Below are 14,429 nucleotides of genomic sequence, written 5' to 3' on the forward strand. Positions count from 1 at the left end.
TTCAGCCCTTGCGCGCCCGGTCGACGACGAGTCGGCTGTAGGGCTTGTCGATGACGAAGCGGGGATCGTCCGCCGCCAGCCGGTCGCGGCAGTCGGCGACGGCCATCCGGAAGCCCGGTTCGGGGGCGTCGTTGCCGCCGCCGGCGTCCCAGGCGCGGATCTCGCTCACAACATGCTCGGCGAGATCGGCACCTGCCTCGCCGTGGCCGATCACGCCGATCTCCCAGTAGCGGCCGCGCTCGTCCGCACCCTCACGTACGGTCAGGTACGCCAGCGACCCGCCGTCGAGGGCCGCCATCGAGCCCCAGCCGAAATGCGGGGTGAACCCGGGGCGCTTCCCCGGCAGGCGGGACAGGCCGTTGGGCAGCACGCAGGCCAGGTACAGGTACAGCCACTCCCACGCCGAGCCCTGCCGGAACTTCACTCCGGTGTAGATCTTGGTCTGTTGCCGGTCGAGGACGGTGCAGCGCGTCGCGGTCGATGTCCTGTTCGCTGAACGTCTCCAGGCGGGCGTTGCCCTCTCCGGCCAGCGGCACGACGGTGTACACGTCGTCGCAGACGCCCTTGCGCAGGGGAATGAAGGTGGCCATCTCGCAGGAGACGGTCTTCCACGTGTCGCCGTCGCGTTCGAAGGCGAACGAGCGGGAGATGCTGCCGCGGACGCGCATCGGAAGGACCAGGCGCCCGCCGGCCGCAAGCTGATCGAGGACGTTCACAGGGACGTCGCCGGCGCCGACGGTGAAGATGATCCGGTCATAGGGGGCGTGCTCGGGCAGTCCTTCCGCGCCGTCGGCCACCACTGCGGTGGCGTTGCCGACGCCGGCGTCGGCGAGGTGCTTGTCCGCGCCCGCGACGAGGTCCTCGTCGACGTCGAGGGTCCACACCTGTCCGCCGGGGGAGACGATCTTGCCGAGGAGGGCGGCGTTGTAACCGGTGGCGGCACCGGCTTCGAGGACCTTGTGGCCGGCCGCGGCGCCGAGCTGTTCGAGCTGGGTGGCGACGATGGAGGGCGCGGAGATGCAGGAGATCATCTCCCCGTGCTCGTCGTGCTTGATCGCAACCGCGTCCTCCTTGTACGCGGAGTCAAGGTCGGCACCGGGAAGGAAAGCGTGCCGGTCGGTGGTGCGGAAGGCGTTGATGGCCGCCTGGGTGCGCAGGTGGCCGCTGTCGACGAGGCGCTGGGCGAGGGCTTCGCTCAGCCGGGTGGTGTCGGTCACGGGTGTCACGGTGGTCTCCGTTCGGGGGAGGCTTGGGTCCTCCCGGTCGGACTTGCGGGCGGACACGTCCGCTCCTTCTCCGGTGGAGAAGGCGACGTGACGGCCGAGCCACGCGGTGGCCGCCTGCACGTCGGCGGGCACGCCCGCGCGGTTGAACGCGAAGATCGCATGGTGGGCGAGGACGCCCCGGATTCCGCGTGTGAGTCGGCCGTCAGCGGCGAGCCGGTGCAGGCGGCGGCCGGCGTCCTCGAACGCGGCGACGCGCTCGACCCAACCGGCTTCGGCGTCGGGGCGCAGGGCGGCGTCGGCGTTCATCAGCCGGCGCATCGCCGAAGCGGCTTGCTCCAGCGGGTGCCCCTTGGGCGCAGTGACGGGAGGCCGGAGGGCTGCCCATCGGGCGTAGACGTCGCCGGCTTCGAACGGGTCAAGACCGGCGGCGCGGATCATCGCGGACAGCAGCATCACGCCGCGCTCGCGGGCGCCGGGGGCGCCGGTCTCGGCGAGGGCGGCCGGGCTGTCGGCGCAGAACACGTCGTGCGCGACGTCCATGCCCTCGGGGCCGCCGAAGGCAAGGGTCTCCGGTTCGTAGATCCCGCCCGTCCAGCCGGTGATCACACGGTCGGCGACGAGCTGGTCCAGCAGGTCGGCGGCGGGCTGCGGGGTACGCAGGCGCACCCCGGCGTCCTTGCGCAGGAAGTGGAAGCGGCGCCCGGCCAGCGCGGTCGCCAGGGCCCGGGCCGCATCGGTGTGCGAGTCGGGGAAGACCACGGAGGCGTGCCACCAGGACCTGTCCCGAGGGAGCGGCAGGTTCTCGTCGTCGAAGCTCATGGGCAGGGATTTCCTTGTGGGGCGGCGGGGAAGGGGTCAGGTGAGCAGGAGGACGCGGGTCCAGCCGGTGGCGTCTGTGGCGTTCAGGGCGAGTTGCGCGCCGGCACGGCCCTCCATGACGCCGCGTTTGGTCAGGTGCTCCCAGTCGGCGGCCAACCTCCGGTGCAGGTCTTGCACGATCGGGGCGAAACGCTGGGGTGCGGGGCTGTCGGCGGCGACCGCGCGGGTCAGGACGAGCAGACCGGCCCAGCCGTGGCAGAGGGTCGAGTCGGTGATGCGGGCGAGGCACAGCGGGTCGGTCAGGATGGCCTCGACGGTGTCCTCGGCTGCCTGGCGCCGGGCGGGGTCGTCGAGGGCGAGCGCGGCGAGTTGCTGGGCACGCGCGGTACCGGGCCGGCCGTAGCACCAAGAGGGGCGGGTCGGTTCCGAGACGGGCGCTTGCTCCGCGCCCAGGTGAGCTGCGGTGGACCAGTAGCGGGTGCCGTGCCGGTCGAGCCAGGTCGCGAACGCGCCCACGGCTTCCTCCTGGCCGGGTACGCTGACGCCTTCCCGCAGGGCGAGGGAGAGGATGGCCAGGGGCCCGGCGATGCCATGGGCCATGCCGTTGTTGCCGTGCCCGCCGGCCATCTCCTTCCCGTCCGGGCCGACCGGCGACCACCACCCGGGCAGTATCCGGCCGTGGTTGCGGGCGGGGTGGGCGAGCGAGACGAGGCAGGCGAGCACGTCGGGCAGCCGGGGTGCTTTCGGGCGGCGGGTCAGCAGCAGCGCGGCGAGCCCGGTCAGGCCGCGGACGAGGTCCCATTCGGCGAGGTGGGGCAGGGCGCCGGACGCCTGGCGGCGGTGGGCGGCAGCCAGCCGGGCGTCCACGACGCGGTCGACGGCCGTGCGGATGTCGTCGCCGGCTCCGTGAGCGCGGGCCAGGACGAACTCCAGGGCGGGTGCGCCGTGAAACAGGCTGGCGTTGGTCCCGGTGCTCACCCCGCCGGCGGTGGCCTGGGTGAGGTGGCGGCGGGCGGTGGGCAGGTCACGGCGCTCGATGTCGAGCAGGGCCATTCCCAGGGCGCCCTCGGACAGGTCCTGTGTGCGGGGCACGGTCGTCGTGGTCATGAGCGCCTGGCCAGGGGGATGACGATGCTGTGGGCCCGGCCGCCGATCCACCCGTCGGCACCGGGCGGGGGTGCGTCGTGCAAGGTGGCGATGCCGAAGGGGCTGGCGTCCAGATGCGCGCGTAACAGGTCCAGGTCGATGTCGCGGGTCAGGACGAGGGGAAGGTGCTGGTCGTCCTCGGCGAGCAGGACCCGGTCCGGCACACCGGACCGGGCGCGCCAGGCGTGGAGGTGCTCCGCCCACTGGTGGAGTGGGGCGGTGCGGGCGGGCAGGATGCGGCGGTGGATCCTCCACCGGGCGGCGGTGAGGATCGTGCGCCGGTAGGTGAGGGCCGGGGTGAAGGGCAGGGCCCAGGCGGCGCCCCAGTCGAACCAGGTCACTTGCGGGGACGCGGCCCTGCTGATCTCGCTGAGGAAGCGCGCCATCGGCGGGGTGTAGTTGTTCCACTGGAAGTTGATGGCGGTGGGTGCCAGCAGTTCCAGAGGCTTGCCCGTCGCGGACTCCACCAGCTGCGGGCGGCCTTCGGTGACGGTCACCGCCAGGTCGCGGGGGAAGAGGACGTGCGGGTCGGGGTGCCGGAATTCGCCGACGCTGACGACGCGGGGCAGGGCCTGCGGTGCGCGGGTGAGCAGGTCGGCCGGCACACGTCCGGCGTGGAAGGAGAGCTGCACGAGTTCCGCCTCCGGATCGACCGTAGGCAGGTTCGCGTACGTCGCTGCGACGCCGGGGAACAGGTGCCAGAACCGGCCTGTCATCGATCCGGCCGAGCGGGAGACGGTCAGCACGCGCAGCCGGAAGTCCCCCGGTCCAGAGCCGGGACACAGGAGGAGTGGACCTGCACCGCCAGTTCGAGGTGGGGCGCCAGGCCGTAGGGCTTGTCGCCTGCTGCTTCGAGCTCCTCGATCATCGCTCCGGTCATCGCGACAGTGCGGCTGCCTTCGACGCCGGCCGTGCCGGCAAGCTCCAGCAGCAGGCGGTCACGTCGCGACATCGGCCGGGGCGGTTCGCTCGCCGTGACGAACCCTGCCGGGAAGCCCAATCCTCGGTCGGGGTCCGTCACCGCCTCCACCGGCACCGTGGCGTTCTCGCCGTAGCGCTCCGAGAACTGCTCGATCCACCGCCGCCAGGCCGGTGTCCCGTTCGGATGGGTGACCAGGCGGGCCAGCACGGTCGCCGCGGTCCCCGCTTCGGTCAGCACCTGTCCGGGCAGCCGCACCTCGGCGTCCAGTCGCAGGTCGCATGCGGTCCGCGGTCCTGTTGTCTGGGGGTGCGCCGCCGGAGGTAGGACGCCGGCGGGGTCGGTGACGGTGGCGGGCGCGCGCAGCGAGGAGCGCAGCAACCGCACGCGCAGCAGTTCACCCAACAGCCGGTCGAGCGCGGTCCCGCTCATGGCGGGGAACTCCGCGGCCAGCTTGTCGGACAGCTGGTCGTAGCCGATCGGGGACCGCGCCACGTCGAGCACGAGGCGCAATGCGGGGCTCAGCGCGAGGCGGAACTCGGCATCACCCTCGGACGGCACGTGGACGTGCCGGTCCCGCCGACGGATCAGGTTGTTGACGCAGACCTCGGCGTCGGCCATGCGGGAGGCGTCGCTCTCCCAGGCGCTGAGCATCCCGTCGAGCCCGATCGGGTCGGGGCGGGCGACGGCCTGGTGTTCCCCACCGAAGCGGACAGACGTGGCGTGGCCGAAGCCGAGCGGGGCGACTCCGGCGAACAGGCCGTACGGGATGGAGCGATGGGTGTAGCGGATCACGTAACGGGCCGTGGACAGCGCCGCCCGGCGAACCCTGCGCGCCTTCGGTGTGCGGCCGTCGATGATGGCCAGCACCTGGCCCGCCAGGTGAGGGCTCGCCTGCGACACGGTCCGCCGGAAGTCGCTGTCGGACCACACCGCGCTCAGCCACGACCGCCACTCCTCCACCGGCGCCGTATGCGTCGGCCAGGGCGGCATGGCGGGCCCCGTCGTGTGGACCGTGGCGCGCAGCATGGCCTGCCCCGCGCCCCCGTACAAGCTGGGCCGTTGCCGTGTCATCAGCGCTCTCCTCCTCTTCTGCGTCGCGCGGACGGACGGGGTGGGCCGGGCGGGGAGAGTCCCGCCCGGCCCGATGCCAAGGCGGTCCCGCCTACGAAGTGGTGCAGGCGCTGGGGCAGGAGCTGCCGCAGGTGTCGCCCGTGCTGCACATCAGGGTCGTTTCGGTCGCCGGCGTGCCCTCGATGAAGGTGATGTCGAGCCCGAACGGGTCGTTGTCGACCTTCACGGGGTCCGCCTGAGCGGGAGCGGTCGGCCTCGTGGCCTGGACGGCGGTCATGCATGCCTCCTGGGGATGGTGAACGGTACGGGCCACCGGAATCCGGCCGGACCCCGGAGATTGCGCCCAGACGGCCATGACCGGCGCAGTCACCTGGGCCGTGGCGCCTGGGAGTTGGAGTGCCGCGCAGGCAGGCTGCGGGGTGGTCTGCGGACGTTTTTCCTGACCGCATCGCAGGTCGCACTTCGACGCGAATGACGTTGTCAGCCACGGTCCACAGCCACTCCGGCGTCGGCCGGGCTCGGCCTGGACCACAGAGCCGGGAAGCCAGGCTGCAAGGCGAGATGGGGAGTCGGCTGTCCGAGGGCCCGCAGAAGCAACCGCTCTCCGACGAACGAGGTGCGGCCGTGCAGAAAGCGGTGGTTGTCCAGCACGATCCCCTGCCCCTCGAACAAGGTCAGGCGAATGGTGTTCCGCTCGATGGCTCGGCGTAGCGCCGGCAGGTGCGCTTCGGCTTCCGGAGAGAAGCGGGCGAGGGAATCCTGGCGCAGCCGAAGTCGCCACCGACCGTTGGCAAGACGCTCCAAGACCGGGGCGAAGTGGCCGTCCACACCCCCGAAGTACGCCGCCCGTGGCGCTGCGAGAGCCTCCAGCGCCGAAGGGCGGACGTCGGCGAGTTCGGTGAGAACGGTCCGGCCGTCCACCAGCAAGCTCTCACCGCCGGCATCGGCTGACCGTGCGCATGCCAGCAAGAGCAAACGGGGAGGGTGCGGCAGTTGGGCACACTCGGTGTGCAGCGCGAGGCTGCCGCGCCCCAGGCCGGCGAAGCCCGGTCGGCCCTCATGCCGGCCGGTGTCACGGATGACGGTCAGACCGTCCGGATCAGCGTCGCGGTGCTGCCACACCGCGGACATCAGCCGCCCCGCAGCACCGAGAACGCCCCCGCGTCCCCCGAGCCGCCCGAGCCGGATCAGTCCGCGGTCGCGCAGCGCCGCCGCGGCTCGCTCCAGCGCCTCGCCGCCCAGGGCATCGGGGGTGAACTCCTCGCCCGCAGACGCAACCGCGGTACGGAATGAAGGCATGGAGAATCCCCCTGGTGAGAACGGGCGGATGGGAGTGGACCCACTGTCTCGGACGCATCGGCCCGTAGTGAAGTGACAGATTGTCAAAGCCCGCTCACCCGCAGCGCGGGTATTCGCCGGCGGTCGACTGCTACGTTCGACGGACCCCATGCCCGCTCGCTCACTGCGGAAGAAGAGATGACCGGACAGTCTGAACAGCCCTACGTGCCAGCGACCTTTCCCATCTCGGTCAAGGGCGTCGTCCTCGACCCGCAGGAACGGGTCCTGCTGCTGAAAAATGAGCGGGCGGAGTGGGAGCTGCCCGGCGGGAAGCTGGAGGGATCGGAGACGCCCGAGCAGCGGGTCGAGACCGAGATCCGCGAGGAGAGCGGCTGGGGAGCACGTGCGGGCCACCTGCTCGACGTGTGGCTGTACGAGCCGATCCCCGGCCGACAGGTGTTCATCGTCACCTACGGCTGTACCGCGACGGACACCGGGCGGCCGCCGGTCGTCAGCCACGAACACAAGGAAGCAGGGCTGTTCCACCGCCACGAAGTCCCCGGCCTGGTCATGCCCCAGGGGTACAAGGACTCGATCGCCCGCTGGTACGAACTGCACGACCGGGCGTGACCGGTGAGCCGGCCGAACGCCCACGGCGGCATCCGCTGGCACTGGACGACTCCCCGCGCCCAGGCCATCCTGCGCCGCCGCAGCCTGTCCGAGATCCTCGCCTTCTACCGGGAGCTGAACCACCTCCCGCAGGAAGAACCCGGCGTCCTCCTGGGCTACTCCACCTCGTACATCTCCAGGGTGGAGACAGGGAGCCGAACCATCACCGACATCGGTGCGCTGCGGCACATCGCCGAGCGCCTTGGCCTGCCACCCCACGTCTTCGGTATCACCGACGACGCCGACGGAGACCACCGGGCCATGATCCAGTTCGGGGAGAGCGTGCTGCGACTGGCCGACATCGCCCGCCAGGCCGGTCACGCCGCCGCTGCCGTCGACGAACTCTGGCCTCTCGTCGCCCGCCTGGAAGCCGGCGCCGCCGACGGGCACGCCGACACCGACGTTCTGCGTCTGCTCGCCCGCGCCCGTGTCGGCCTCGGCGTCGCCCTCGGCCACGTCCTGCCGGAAGAACGCCTCGCCACCGCGGCCCGCTGGACGGGAAAGGGCGTAGCCGTCGCACGCCGCCTCGACGACCCCACGCTTCACGCCCACGCTCTGCGCCACCACGGCAACGAGTTGCGCAAGGCCGGTCTGCACCACGCGGCCCTCGAACGGCTCGGCCGCGCCCGCGACCTCTCCCGTACCGCGGACGAACGTGCGGCGGCCGTCATCCTGCTGGCCCGCGCCGCAGGGACTGCCGGCGCCACGAAAGTGTTCGACGATGCCGTGGCGGAATGCCGAAGCCTGCTCGAAACGGCCAGCGTCACCCCGCTGTTCTCCGAGTTCACCGTCCACGAGGTGCACCTGCGCGGGCTGGCCGCCACAGGCCGGACCCGGCAAGCCGTGGACCTGCTTGCACGCTCCCCTGCCCCGGGCCTGCAGGCCAGCCCGCAGTGGCGCATCATCTCCGCGATCACCGCCGGCGAAGTCCTGCTGCGGCGCGGCGGCCGTGACGCGGCAGCCGCGCAGATGCGCTCCGCGTTGCAGGGCGCCGAACTGCACCGCCTGCCGCACCAGGTCCAGCGGGTGGTCCGCGCCAGCGACTCCTTGCCCGACGTCCGTGAGCAGGCGCAGAACACGCTCGCACGGCTGCGGGCGGACATAGCGGCCTGAGCCCGGGGAGCCCAGGCGATACTCGCCCGCGCCGCCGGTGAGCACGTCCAGGCCCCGGCACACATCGAGAAGACAACGGCCCGCGCACCCGCCGGCCTGCCACGCACCCAGGCGCACTCCTGGGCACAACTCCCCACGCTCGCCGAACGCGGCCGGGAACGGGAAGCCGACGCCGGTCGTGCCACGGCCGCACGGGGACTGGAATCCGGCGCGGGCGGAGGGGCAACGGGACGGTTCGGCTACGACGCGGCCGCATATGCCGCCTACGAGGGCGACGCACACCGAGTCCTTCGACGGACCGAACGCGCGCCGGCCTGCGCCGGGCAGTCGCTGAAGGCCGGGCGGGCTGCTTGCTGATGCGGACGGCATGGCGTGTCGACGGTCGCCGGCAGCGAGCCTCGTCGAGCGGGCGGTGTGTTTCACCCGCCGATCTCCCAGGTGTGGTTGCCGGGGTGGGCGGCGAAGAGGCCGCAGGGTTTGCCGATTCCGGGGGAGCAGCTGGTGCAGTCGGGGAGAAGGAAGACGGTGGTGGGCGGGTCCTGGTTCCAGCGGGTCCAGATGGCTCCGGAGTCGTGGCCGGGGAGGTGGTCGTAGACGATGGCGAAGTGGTCGACGGTGTCGTCGTGTTCCGCCAGGTGACAGATGATCTCGTCGACGACGTGGTAGGGGGTGACCCTGTCGTCGAGCTTGCGGATGTCGTTCCGGAGGTTCTCGGTGAGGAGGAGGTAGCCGGCTTCGCAGAAGCGGTCCGTCCTGGTACTGCCGTCGTCGTCGGGGTGTGGTTCGGTCACGTCCGGGCGGCGCCCTTTCTTGTGTCGGAGAAGACGTTCACTGGTGCGCGCTGGCCGTGCACGGCCTACGACGGCCGGTGCGGTCAGTTGTCGTTGTAGGCCGTGGTCGTCAGGGCAGACGGCGGTGCCGCCCGGCGGGTGGAGGGAGCGTGTGGCGGGGCGCGCCGACTGCTGCGAACCCGGAAGCGGGAGATCGGTCCTTGATCATCTGGGACTCGATGATGTGATCGGCGAGTGCCTGCGCACATGGCGCGCAGGAGAAGACGTCCGCGGTGACGCCGTGGACGGACGCCGGGCCGAGCCAGACGACTCGGGTGGTCTCGCGGCCGCACCAGAACCAGCAGCGGCCGGTGGCCCAGCGGTTGCCGTCGTCGAAGTCCGCGATGGGCGGGAGCCGCCAGGGTGCGATGCGGTCGGGCCGGCCGTCCGCGCCGGTGGGTCGGCGGATTGTCACGGACGTTCCGTCGACAACTCGGTCCAGACGGTCTTGTCCGGGCCCACAACTTCTGTGCCCCACCGGTCCGCGATCGCGGCCACGATCAACAAGCCCCGCCCTCTCTCGGATTCCTCGTCGGGTGCGCGGAGCATCTCCGGCAGTGCCCCGCCCTGGTCGGAGACCGAGATGCGGATGCGGCGCTGCGCGAGCAGGGCGATGCTGAGTCGGAAGGACTGGCAGCCGGCGTGCTGGATGGCGTTGCCGGCGAGTTCGGAGGCGACGAGCGCGGCGTCCGCGCCGAGTTGGCCGATGCCCCATGCGGTTAACGCATCCCGGACCAACCTCTTCGCGTAGACCGCGGATTCGAGCTCGCAGGGCCAGGACCCGCTGAAACTGCTGGGTACGTCGGCCGTGCGGGCGTGGGCGCGTGTGTGAGTGGTGGTCACTGGTAGTCCCTCCGGGATCGCTGGAGGCAGCACGACGTGCCGACGGGCAGGCTGGGCCGCACTCCGGACAGAGACTTCGCCAGTACGGAGAGTCGGCATCGCTGTCCGAGAGCAACTCTGGCGTATGAGCAACGTTTCTAGCAACTAGAGTGAACAGAAACGTTGCTCATGCGAGGAAGTTGGCATATGCCAGCAACGTTGCTGGCGCTACCCTTCAAGCGATCACGAGAGAGGCGAGACCATGGCAGAAGCACGGCCCAACGTGCACCGCAGGCGGTTCGGCTCGGCGCTCCGCTCGCTGCGGCTCGCCTCCGGTCTCAGCCTCGAGGAAGCGGCGCAGCGCCTCGGCCTGGCCGGCAAACCCGCGCTCAGCAAGATCGAGACGGGCAAGCAGCGGGTCTCTGGTCTCGGACTGACGGCGTTCCTGAGCGTCTACGCGGTGGACAGCGAAGAGACCGTCGCCAAGATCAAGGCCATGGCTGCGCTCGCTTCGTCCAGCAAGCGAACGAACCTGCTCGACGAGTACAAGGAGGCGATCCAGACCGCCGAGTTCGAGGACTACCTGCACCTGGAAGGAATGGCCTCGAAACACGAGTCGTACCTGCACATGGTCCCGGGGCTCCTCCAGACCAGGGAGTACGCGACCTCCGTCGTGGAACGAAGCCAGGTGTGGGCGTCGCAGCGCGAGGTGAACCGCTTCGTAGACCTCCGGATCGCACGGCAGGCCGCATGGGCCCGGGAGAATCCCCTCAGTGTCTGGTGCATCCTCGACGAAGCGGCTCTGCGCCGCGTCGTCGGCGGCCCGGAGGTCATGCGCGGGCAGTTCCAGCGCCTCCTGGACGTGACCGAGGAGCACGCACACATCGTGATCCAGATCCTGCCGTTCAGTGCCGGAGCACACCCAGGGCTCGACGGTCCGTTCCAGCTCCTGCACTTCCCCGGCGGATCGCCGGTCGCCATGGTCGAGACAAAGACAACGTCCATCTACCTGGAGGAAGATGGCATCGTCGACCGTTATCGAACCGCCCTGGACACCCTCCGCGAAGAGGCTCTCGACGTACAGGCGAGCCGACGCCTCATTCGCGAACTGATCAAGGACAGCTGAATGAACAAGAACGTTGATCTCACGGACGCCCACTGGGTCAAGAGCGACCTGTCCAATGGGGGAAACAACTGCCTTGAGGTGGCCTTCGTGGACGGGGTCGTCGCACTGCGTGACTCGGTCGACGTGGGTGATCCCGAGGCCAAGGTGCTGATCATCTCCCGTAAGGACTACGACCTCTTCACCCAGAGCGTGCGGGCCGGCCAGGAGAACCTCCTCCGTCCCTGATCGCTTCGCCGCCGGTCTGTCACGGGGAGCGCTTGCGTTCGAGTGCCACGAGAGGGCAGTTGAGAGCGTCGGCGATCTTCTTGAGGTTCGCCGGAGTGGCGCTGCGCCAGCCGGACTCGATCTCACCCATCAACTGCTCGGAGATTCCGATGGTCTCGGCGAGAGCTCGTTTGGTCAGGCCCGCCTTCTCGCGCGCCCAGCGCACCACTTCCGGCTCTTGGTGAAGACGGCGAGGAGCCGTACGGGTGCGGGGGCCTGCGGGACGGTCCACGGAGAATTCCTTCCTGCTGTCTGCGAGCCGGTGATGGCCAGCGGCCGGCTGCCCGCGGGCTGGACTGGGCTAGCCTCGCCACCAGCAAACCGTGCGTAGCGACGCGGTGGTACTGGGTAGCGGTACGGGATGCCGTCAACGCCGTCAAAGATCATCTTTGGAACAAGGGGTGCACCATGGCGCGCACTCGGAACGAGTTGCTGGCCGCGGTCATTGCGGAGACTGGTTGGTCGCAGGCCCAAGTCGCAGCGCACGTCGTCAAAGTCGCGGCGGAGAACGGGGTGCAGGAACTGCAGAGCGTCTCCCGGTCCCACATCGCCATGTGGATCAGCGGAGTTCAGCCGGAACGGCGCGCACCGCATATCTTGTGCGAGACCCTCTCGCGGCGGCTCGGGCGCGTGGTGACGCTCAGCCAGCTGGGCCTCGCCCCCGTCGACCGCGCGTTACCCGCGGCGTCCGCATGGGAAGTCGACACTGCTGTCGCACTCGTGGATCTCGGAGACCAGGACATGAAGCGTCGGAGCGTGCTGACGGCCCCGGCGTACTCCGTGGCCCATGCGGCACTGCCGCCGGAGACCTGGTGGGACGAGACCCGTCGCACGGCACGCGATCGGCAGTCGGTGTCCCGGTTCACCGTCACCGTGGCGCACGTGGAGAGCATCCGCGAGGCAGCCCGCTTCTTCAGCCGGCAGGACCAACGTCTGGGCGGCGGCGCCAGCCGGGCAGCGCTCGATGCCTTCCTCAGAACCGACGTTGCGGCCTACGTCGCGGCCCGGTTTCCGAACGACACGGTCCGCCGCGCTCTCTTCTCCGCAGCCGGGGAACTGGTCTACCTGGGCGGATGGATGGCATTCGACTCCGGCGACCACCCCACGGCGCAGAGCCGGTTCACCCTGGCCACCAAGCTGGCAGCCGAGGCCGACGACGCACCGCTGGTCGGCCATGTCCTGCGCGCGGCGGCCCACCAGGCCGTCGATCTCGGGCACCCCACCGTCGCCGTCGAGTTCGCCGAGGGCTCCCTGGCGCGGCGCCGTTACACGTCGGCCAGTCCTCGGGAGAAGGCGCTCCTGGGCGTGGTGCACGCGCGCGCCCTGGCCATCGCCGGTCGAAAGGCCGATGCCCTGGGGGCACTTCGCCGTGCTGAGGACGATCTGCGCAGTGCCGCGGCCGGAGACGAGGAGCCCGAGCGCGTGTTCTTCTTTGCCGAAGCCTCCCTTGCCCACGAGACCGCGGCCACCTTGCGGGACCTGGGCGATCTCAAGGCCGCGGAGGCGCAGTTCAAGCGGAGCGTGCGGACCCGGTCCCTGCCCCTGGCCTCGCGCACCCACGCGGTGACCTTGGGATACCTGGGCGCCGTCCAGGCTCGGCGGGGGATGATCGATGTCGCGTGCGAGACGTGGACGCGGGCGCTGGACAGCATGGACGGCATCCAGTCCGGTCGTACCCGTGACGCTGTGGTGCAGATGCGGCGTTCGCTGTCGCCGGTGCTGCAACGCGGAGGCGGTCCGGCCCGCGAACTGGACCAGCGGGCGAGAGACGTTCTTCGCCGCATAGGCTGACGCCACGGCTCTCCCCGTTCCGCGGAGGAGGCCGCCAGCTTACCGGTCGGCCGGTCTGAGACGGGGAACGATGATGCCAGTCACGATCGAAATCGAGTCCATCGCCACGGTCGTCGGCGGTCACACGGTGCCGGCGGACGACTTTCAGGGCGGCGTCGAGTCGGTCATCCGGCTCGACGAGAGGTTCCCGCTGGAGACCCTGGCCGGTCTCGCGGAGTTCTCGCACCTTGAGGTCGTCTGGTGGTTCTCGAAGGCGTCGCCGAGCGACGTGGCCCTCCACGCGCGCAGCCCGAGGAACAACCCCGCTTGGCCCCGGACCGGCACGTTCGCCCACCGCAACCACCGGCGGCCCAACCAACTGGCGGTGTCCCACCCTCAGTTGCTCGGCGTCGACGGACGTGACCTGCGGGTCACCCACCTCGACGCGGTGGACGGCACGCCCGTCTTCGACATCTCGCCGTACTTCCCCGTCATGGGCCCACAGGGAGAGATCCGCGTGCCGACGTGGGTGTCGGAGATGCTCGACGGCTACTGGGCTCCGGCCGACCAGCGCCCGGGCGAGTAGCCCTTGCACGGTACGCAGCTGCGGAGGGTGGCGCGGGCCAGACGGTGCGTATCGGCGCCAGCGACGTCGCCGTGGTGCAGAGCATGACGGACAAGATCGCGGACATTCTCGATGAACTCGGCGGGGCCCACGCGCGTCCCATGGCAGCGGCGTTCGTCGTGAACCCCGCTGCTGCGCGGGATGGCGTTGCAGGCCGCGAACCTCAAGCACGCCAACAAGGCCCTGTCGCTGGCCGATTCCGCGGCCGAGGCCGCGCCTCGTTCCGGCCCGCGCCTGCAGGCGTTTCTGCGCGGACAGCAGGCCCACGGAGCGGCCCTGGTCGGCGACCGTCGTCTCGCTTTCGCCCATCTCGCCGACACCGAGGCGGCGTTGTCGAAGGCCGACAACCGCAGGGACGCGATCGGCGGATACGACCAGGCGGCGTACCACTTCCACGTGTCCAGCGTCCTGTACGCCTTGGGCGACCTTCCGGGGTCCATCGAGGCGATGAAGGCGTCGAACCGGGCACGTCCGGCGGTCGAACGCCAGGGCAACGCCCACGCCAACGGTCTGCTTGCCCAGCGCCAGATGGAGTTGGGACACCTGGAAGCGGCCTGCGAGACATGGCACGCGTTCCTCGACGACTACGCCACACTGGCCTCCGCCCGCGCCGACGAGCACTTCGACGTGCTGCGCCGCCGCATCCGCCCCCACCTGGGCAACGCGAAAGCACGCGAACTGAACACCCGTGCACGGGAGATGGCCCAGCAGAAAGCGCTGCGCTGACCCGGCGCCCGCGCGTCTCGCG

General features: G+C 70.6%; 15 protein-coding genes and 2 pseudogenes. 7 read left to right on the forward strand and 10 right to left on the reverse strand.

Translation table 11 applies throughout. The features are described 5' to 3' along the window. Position 1 precedes the first annotated feature (1 nt). From VSR01_RS22170 to VSR01_RS22200, 6 genes and pseudogenes are all read right to left on the reverse strand, one after another. Complete coding sequence (locus VSR01_RS22170) at positions 2 to 298, reverse strand: hypothetical protein (protein ID WP_326450910.1); 297 nt, start codon at positions 296 to 298, stop codon at positions 2 to 4. Then, positions 252 to 2,045 carry a methyltransferase, FxLD system gene (locus tag VSR01_RS22175; protein ID WP_326450911.1) on the reverse strand — a complete coding sequence of 598 codons (1,794 nt, stop codon included), beginning with the start codon at positions 2,043 to 2,045 and terminating at the stop codon, positions 252 to 254. The genes VSR01_RS22170 and VSR01_RS22175 overlap by 47 nt, the downstream gene beginning before the upstream one ends. 36 nt (positions 2,046 to 2,081) lie before the next feature. After that, positions 2,082 to 3,152 carry a lanthionine synthetase LanC family protein gene (locus VSR01_RS22180; protein WP_326450912.1) on the reverse strand — a complete coding sequence of 357 codons (1,071 nt, stop codon included), beginning with the start codon at positions 3,150 to 3,152 and terminating at the stop codon, positions 2,082 to 2,084. After that, a pseudogene (locus tag VSR01_RS37880) lies at positions 3,149 to 5,184 on the reverse strand (lantibiotic dehydratase family protein). Before VSR01_RS37880 ends, VSR01_RS22180 begins: the two are co-directional and overlap by 4 nt. Positions 5,185 to 5,275: 91 nt before the next feature. Continuing rightward, positions 5,276 to 5,461, reverse strand: a complete 186-nt coding sequence (locus VSR01_RS22195) for an FxLD family lanthipeptide (RefSeq protein ID WP_326450915.1) — start codon at positions 5,459 to 5,461, stop codon at positions 5,276 to 5,278. A 203-nt stretch (positions 5,462 to 5,664) separates the two neighbouring features. Continuing rightward, on the reverse strand, positions 5,665 to 6,483 hold the full coding sequence (locus VSR01_RS22200) for a TauD/TfdA family dioxygenase (RefSeq protein WP_326450916.1): 819 nt from the start codon (positions 6,481 to 6,483) through the stop codon (positions 5,665 to 5,667). 177 nt (positions 6,484 to 6,660) lie between these two features. On the opposite strand from VSR01_RS22200, the gene VSR01_RS22205 reads away from it, so the two are divergent. Continuing rightward, positions 6,661 to 7,092 (forward strand): NUDIX hydrolase, encoded by a 432-nt coding sequence (locus tag VSR01_RS22205; protein ID WP_326450917.1) that lies wholly within the window; start codon positions 6,661 to 6,663, stop codon positions 7,090 to 7,092. Positions 7,093 to 7,095: 3 nt separating this feature from the next. After that, positions 7,096 to 8,244, forward strand: coding sequence for a helix-turn-helix domain-containing protein (locus VSR01_RS22210; protein WP_326450918.1), 1,149 nt, complete (start codon positions 7,096 to 7,098; stop codon positions 8,242 to 8,244). 419 nt (positions 8,245 to 8,663) lie between these two features. On the opposite strand, the gene VSR01_RS22215 is transcribed toward VSR01_RS22210, so the two are convergent. The 3 genes from VSR01_RS22215 to VSR01_RS22225 all read right to left on the reverse strand — a co-directional run bounded on the left by VSR01_RS22215 (position 8,664) and on the right by VSR01_RS22225 (position 9,917). Next, positions 8,664 to 9,035: a hypothetical protein gene (locus tag VSR01_RS22215; protein WP_326450919.1), complete on the reverse strand. Its 372-nt coding sequence runs from the start codon at positions 9,033 to 9,035 to the stop codon at positions 8,664 to 8,666. A 109-nt stretch (positions 9,036 to 9,144) separates the two neighbouring features. Further along, positions 9,145 to 9,489 (reverse strand): hypothetical protein, encoded by a 345-nt coding sequence (locus VSR01_RS22220; RefSeq protein ID WP_326450920.1) that lies wholly within the window; start codon positions 9,487 to 9,489, stop codon positions 9,145 to 9,147. Continuing rightward, entirely contained in the window at positions 9,486 to 9,917 is a 432-nt protein-coding gene (locus VSR01_RS22225; RefSeq protein ID WP_326450921.1) for an ATP-binding protein, read from the reverse strand. Before VSR01_RS22225 ends, VSR01_RS22220 begins: the two co-directional genes overlap by 4 nt. 241 nt (positions 9,918 to 10,158) lie before the next feature. Here VSR01_RS22225 and VSR01_RS22230 point away from each other — a divergent pair, with 241 nt between their 5' ends. After that, positions 10,159 to 11,022, forward strand: coding sequence for a helix-turn-helix domain-containing protein (locus VSR01_RS22230; protein WP_326450922.1), 864 nt, complete (start codon positions 10,159 to 10,161; stop codon positions 11,020 to 11,022). Next, positions 11,023 to 11,247, forward strand: coding sequence for a DUF397 domain-containing protein (locus VSR01_RS22235; RefSeq protein ID WP_326450923.1), 225 nt, complete (start codon positions 11,023 to 11,025; stop codon positions 11,245 to 11,247). It begins immediately after the preceding gene. A 19-nt stretch (positions 11,248 to 11,266) separates the two neighbouring features. Here the strand turns inward: VSR01_RS22235 and VSR01_RS22240 are convergent, their stop codons facing one another. Further along, positions 11,267 to 11,518, reverse strand: a complete 252-nt coding sequence (locus VSR01_RS22240; protein ID WP_326450924.1) for a helix-turn-helix domain-containing protein — start codon at positions 11,516 to 11,518, stop codon at positions 11,267 to 11,269. A gap of 176 nt (positions 11,519 to 11,694) precedes the next feature. On the opposite strand from VSR01_RS22240, the gene VSR01_RS22245 reads away from it, so the two are divergent. The 3 genes and pseudogenes from VSR01_RS22245 to VSR01_RS22255 form a co-directional block, all read left to right on the forward strand. Then, positions 11,695 to 13,077, forward strand: a complete 1,383-nt coding sequence (locus VSR01_RS22245) for a tetratricopeptide repeat protein (protein WP_326450925.1) — start codon at positions 11,695 to 11,697, stop codon at positions 13,075 to 13,077. 73 nt (positions 13,078 to 13,150) lie between these two features. Beyond that, on the forward strand, positions 13,151 to 13,642 hold the full coding sequence (locus VSR01_RS22250; protein ID WP_326450926.1) for an SAM-dependent methyltransferase: 492 nt from the start codon (positions 13,151 to 13,153) through the stop codon (positions 13,640 to 13,642). Between the two features lie 32 nt (positions 13,643 to 13,674). Then, positions 13,675 to 14,407, forward strand: a pseudogene (locus VSR01_RS22255) (hypothetical protein); the annotation flags it as partial. Positions 14,408 to 14,429: the final 22 nt, after the last annotated feature.

This window comes from Actinacidiphila sp. DG2A-62 (genome assembly GCF_035825295.1).
In the GTDB taxonomy this organism is placed as follows: domain Bacteria; phylum Actinomycetota; class Actinomycetes; order Streptomycetales; family Streptomycetaceae; genus Actinacidiphila.

Excerpts from the sequence above, each read along its gene's own strand:
- VSR01_RS22170 (WP_326450910.1), bottom strand. The coding sequence starts at position 298 with ATGGCGGCCCTCGACGGCGGGTCGCTGGCGTACCTGACCGTACGTGAG.
- VSR01_RS22175 (WP_326450911.1), bottom strand. The coding sequence starts at position 2,045 with ATGAGCTTCGACGACGAGAACCTGCCGCTCCCTCGGGACAGGTCCTGG.
- VSR01_RS22180 (WP_326450912.1), bottom strand. The coding sequence starts at position 3,152 with ATGACCACGACGACCGTGCCCCGCACACAGGACCTGTCCGAGGGCGCC.
- VSR01_RS22195 (WP_326450915.1), bottom strand. The coding sequence starts at position 5,461 with ATGACCGCCGTCCAGGCCACGAGGCCGACCGCTCCCGCTCAGGCGGAC.
- VSR01_RS22200 (WP_326450916.1), bottom strand. The coding sequence starts at position 6,483 with ATGCCTTCATTCCGTACCGCGGTTGCGTCTGCGGGCGAGGAGTTCACC.
- VSR01_RS22205 (WP_326450917.1), top strand. The coding sequence starts at position 6,661 with ATGACCGGACAGTCTGAACAGCCCTACGTGCCAGCGACCTTTCCCATC.
- VSR01_RS22230 (WP_326450922.1), top strand. The coding sequence starts at position 10,159 with ATGGCAGAAGCACGGCCCAACGTGCACCGCAGGCGGTTCGGCTCGGCG.
- VSR01_RS22235 (WP_326450923.1), top strand. The coding sequence starts at position 11,023 with ATGAACAAGAACGTTGATCTCACGGACGCCCACTGGGTCAAGAGCGAC.
- VSR01_RS22245 (WP_326450925.1), top strand. The coding sequence starts at position 11,695 with ATGGCGCGCACTCGGAACGAGTTGCTGGCCGCGGTCATTGCGGAGACT.
- VSR01_RS22250 (WP_326450926.1), top strand. The coding sequence starts at position 13,151 with ATGCCAGTCACGATCGAAATCGAGTCCATCGCCACGGTCGTCGGCGGT.